This is a genomic window from Saccharopolyspora sp. NPDC050642 (genome assembly GCF_040654735.1).
GTDB lineage: Bacteria > Actinomycetota > Actinomycetes > Mycobacteriales > Pseudonocardiaceae > Saccharopolyspora > Saccharopolyspora elongata.
Genome location: NZ_JBFAIN010000089.1, coordinates 1 through 3,978 on the forward strand (window position 1 = coordinate 1; position 3,978 = coordinate 3,978).

Below are 3,978 nucleotides of genomic sequence, written 5' to 3' on the forward strand. Positions count from 1 at the left end.
CTGCTATCCCGGGTGAGATCGGTGTTCCCGGACTGCTTGGTGGCCAACATTTACGGGCCGACCGAGGCGACGGTCTATGCGACGGCGTGGTTCTGGCGCGATGACCGGCCGGTGGAGGCGCCGCCGATCGGCCGGCCGATTTCCAATACCCGGGTCTATGTGCTGGATTCCGAATTGCGGATGGTGCCGCCTGGTGTGGTGGGAGAGCTCTACCTCGCGGGAAGTGGGCTGGCCCGCGGCTACTCGGGGCGTTCCGGCCTGACCGCGGATCGTTTCGTCGCCGACCCGTTCGGCTCTGCGGGCGGTCGGCTGTACCGGACCGGTGACCTGGTGCGCTGGAACCGGGATGGCGAGCTGGAGTTCGTCGGCCGGGTCGATGACCAGGTGAAGGTGCGCGGCTTCCGGATCGAGCTCGGCGAGGTCGAGACCGCCCTGACCTCCCACCCGCAGGTGGCTCACGCCGTCGTCGTCGCAAGGCAGGATCGGCCGGGGGAGAAGCGGTTGGTGGCCTACGTGGTGCCGACCGGCGACGGTTGTGAGCCGGACGGGCTGCGGGATCACGTCGCCAGGGCCCTGCCCGACTACATGGTGCCCACCGCCGTCGTGCTGCTGGACCGATTGCCGTTGAACTCCAACGGGAAACTCGATCAGGAGGCGCTCCCCGCGCCCGAGGTGAAGGCAGGGGGAGGACGAGGTCCACGTTCCGAGCGGGAGGGGCTGTTGTGCGAGGCGTTCGCCGAGGTGCTCGAGATCGCCGACGTCGGCCCGGAGGACAGCTTCTTCCAGCTGGGCGGGGACAGCATCTTGTCGATCCAACTGGTCGCCAGGTTGCGCAGGGCTGGTTTGGTGCTGAGCCCGCGTCAGGTGTTCGAGCACCGGACTCCGGCCGGACTGGCGGTGGTGGCGGCATCGGGTTCGGCGTCGGCCTCGGTGGTTTCCGGGGTCGGGGGCGTGGCGTTGACGCCGGTGATGCATTGGCTGGGCGAACGGGGTGATCTGGGGGCGGCCTACTTCCAGTCGGTGGTGCTGGAGGTCCCGGCCGGATTGTCGTTGGGGGCCTTGGCATCGGCTCTCGGGGCTGTGGTGGATCGTCATGATCTGTTGCGGGCTCGGTTGGGTGAGCAGGGCCTGGTGGTGCCGCCGGTGGGGTCGGTCGATGCCGCCGATCTGGTGGAGCGAGCCGAAGTTCCTGAGGCTGATCCGGACTGGCGGGTCGTGCTGGCCGGGGCGGAGGCGTCCGCAGCGGCTGGATTGGATCCCGCACGAGGGGTGATGCTCCGGGCGGTCTGGCTGGACGCGGGCCGTTCACGACCAGGACGACTTCTGCTGGTCGCCCATCATCTGGTGGTCGATGGGGTGTCGTGGCGCGTTCTGGTGTCGGATGTGCGGGAAGCGCACCGAGCATTGGCCGCAGGGCGGCCCGCGGAGTTGCAGCCGGTCGGCACCTCGTTCCGCCAGTGGGCCGGCCTGTTGGGCGAACTCGCGGAATCGCGGGCGTCGGAGCTGCCGATCTGGAAAGAGGCCTTGGCCCATCCCGGCGTGCGTGTGACCGATCGCGACGTCACGGGCGGGGACACGGTGGCAGGAGTGCGGTCGTTGAACGTCTCACTGCCTGCAGAGCAGACGGCGGCGTTGCTGACGAGGGTCCCTGCGGCGTTCTTCGCCGGTGTCGACGACGTGTTGCTGACGGCGCTGGCGTTGGCTGTGCGGCACCACACCGGCTCAGCGGGCGGCGTGCTGGTCGATGTGGAAGGGCACGGCAGGCACGAGGAGGTCGTCCAGGGGGTCGACCTGACCCGAACGGTGGGTTGGTTCACCACGTTGCACCCGGTGCTGCTGAATCCCAGCGAACTCGACTGGGCCGAGATCACCACCGGAGGCCCCGCTCTGGGAACAGCGTTGAAGCAGGTCAAGGAGCAGCTCCGGGCGATTCCCGATCACGGTTTGGGCTACGGACTCCTGCGGTACCTCGATCCGGACACCGCGTCAGAGCTCGCGAGGCTCGCGCGTCCGCAGATCGCGTTCAACTACCTGGGGCGATTCGGCGCAGCTGCCGGCGGTGAGTGGGCCTGGGCGCCGGAAGCCGATGCCCTCGGCGGTGGTGCGGACCCGGGGCTGGGCGTGGGGCATGGCATCGAGATCAACGCGATCGCGGAAGACCGTCCCGACGGGGCGCGGTTGACAGCGACGTGGTCCTGGCACACCGATGTCACCAGCCGCGAAGTCGTGCACGACCTCGCGCAGGACTGGCTGGCCGTCCTGAACGGACTCCTCGCCCACGTCGATCGGCCCGGAACAGGTGGACGTACTCCGTCGGACCTGCCCCTGCTCCGACTCGACCAGCACGACATCGAGCGACTTGAATCTTGGTGGAAGGACTCCAGATGACCAGCCCGGATTTCGAAGACGTTCTGCCGCTGTCGCCGTTGCAGGAAGGGTTGCTGTTCCACGCCGTCTACGACGGGGGCGGGGGCGATGTGTATGTGATGCAGTTGGTCTTCGACTTCGCGGGTGAGGTGGATGGGGAGGCGTTGCGGCGCGCCGGGGACGTGTTGTTGCGGCGGTATCCGAACTTGCGGGCATGCTTCGTTCACGAGGGGTTGAGCCGTCCGGTTCAGGTCGTACCGCGGGATTCGGGTATCGGCTGGTCGGAGGTGGATCTTTCGGATTGCGGAGAAGCCGGGCACGAGTTGACGCGGCTGCTGGAGCGGGATCGGGCTGCCGGGTTCGATGTGCAGCGGGGCCCGCTGCTGCGGCTGATGCTGGTTCACCTGGGGGAGGGGCGTTCCCGGTTGGTGGTGACCAACCACCACCTCGTGCTGGACGGCTGGTCGCTCCCGCTGCTGGTCCGCGAGCTGTTCGCCCTGTACGACCGGCGCGGCGACGACAGCGATCTACCGGTTCCGGGGAGATATCGGGACTTCCTCGCGTGGCTGGCGAATCGTGATCGTGACGCGGCGCTGGGCGCGTGGGCCGAAGCGTTGGACGACGCCCAGCCGCTGTTGGTGGGTTCGGGGGATCGGGCTCCCGTGCTGCCGGACGGGTACTCGCTGGAACTGCCCGAGCCCTTGACGACGGCACTGGCCCGATGGGCTCGGGAGCGTGGGTTGACGCTGAACACGGTGGTGCAGGGTGCGTGGGGGTTGTTGCTGAGTCGGTGGACCGGTCGTGGGGATGTGGTGTTCGGGTCCACTGTGTCCGGTCGTCCTCCGGAGCTTCCGGGGGTGGAGTCGGTGCTGGGGTTGTTCATCAACACGATTCCGGTCCGGATCCGGTTGGATCCGTCGGAGTCCATCGTGGACATGCTGGTCCGGTTCCAGGAGGAGCAGGCCAGGTTGTTGGACCACCAACACCTCGGCTTGGCCGACATCCAGCGGCAGGCCGGCACCGGGGAACTGTTCGACACCGCCATCGCGTTCGAGAACTACCCGCTCGACCCCGACGAGGTGCTCAACCCGTCCTCCGCGATCACCGTAACGTCGGTGTCGAGCTGGGATGCCACCCACTACGCGCTCCACCTCGTGGTGATGCCCGGCGAGCGGCTCCGGCTGCGGTTCGGCTACCGGCCCGATGTCTTCGACCGCTCCACAGTGGAAGGATTCGCCGGACGTCTCGTCGAGATCTTGCGAACCGTCGTCGACGAACCCGACCAGCACGTGGGGCGCATCGACATCCTCACCGACGCCGAACACCACCGGCTTCTCGAAGAATCGAGCGGGAGCCGGACCAGCGTTCCGGCGGTCACATTGCCGGAGTTGTTCGAGGCTCAGGTTGTGCGGGCGCCGGAGGCCACGGCTGTGGTGTGTGGTGGTGAGTCGGTGACGTACGCGGAGCTCAATGCGAGGGCGAATCGGCTCGCTCGTTGTTTGGTCGCACGGGGTGTTGGGCCGGAATCCGTTGTTGCGCTGGCGCTTCCGAGGTCGGTCGACATGGTCGTCGCCGTGTTGGCCGTCCTCAAGGCCGGGGCCGCCTATCTGC

Annotated in this window: 2 protein-coding genes; both read left to right on the top strand. The window is 67.9% G+C overall.

Features of this window, described 5'->3' with window-relative positions:
* Positions 1–2,388, top strand: a 2,388-nt coding sequence (locus AB0H93_RS44170; protein WP_358582935.1) for a condensation domain-containing protein, incomplete at its 5' end; no start/stop codon positions are given.
* On the top strand, positions 2,385–3,978 hold a 1,594-nt coding region (locus AB0H93_RS44175; protein WP_358582937.1), incomplete at its 3' end, for a condensation domain-containing protein. The genes AB0H93_RS44170 and AB0H93_RS44175, both read left to right, overlap by 4 nt.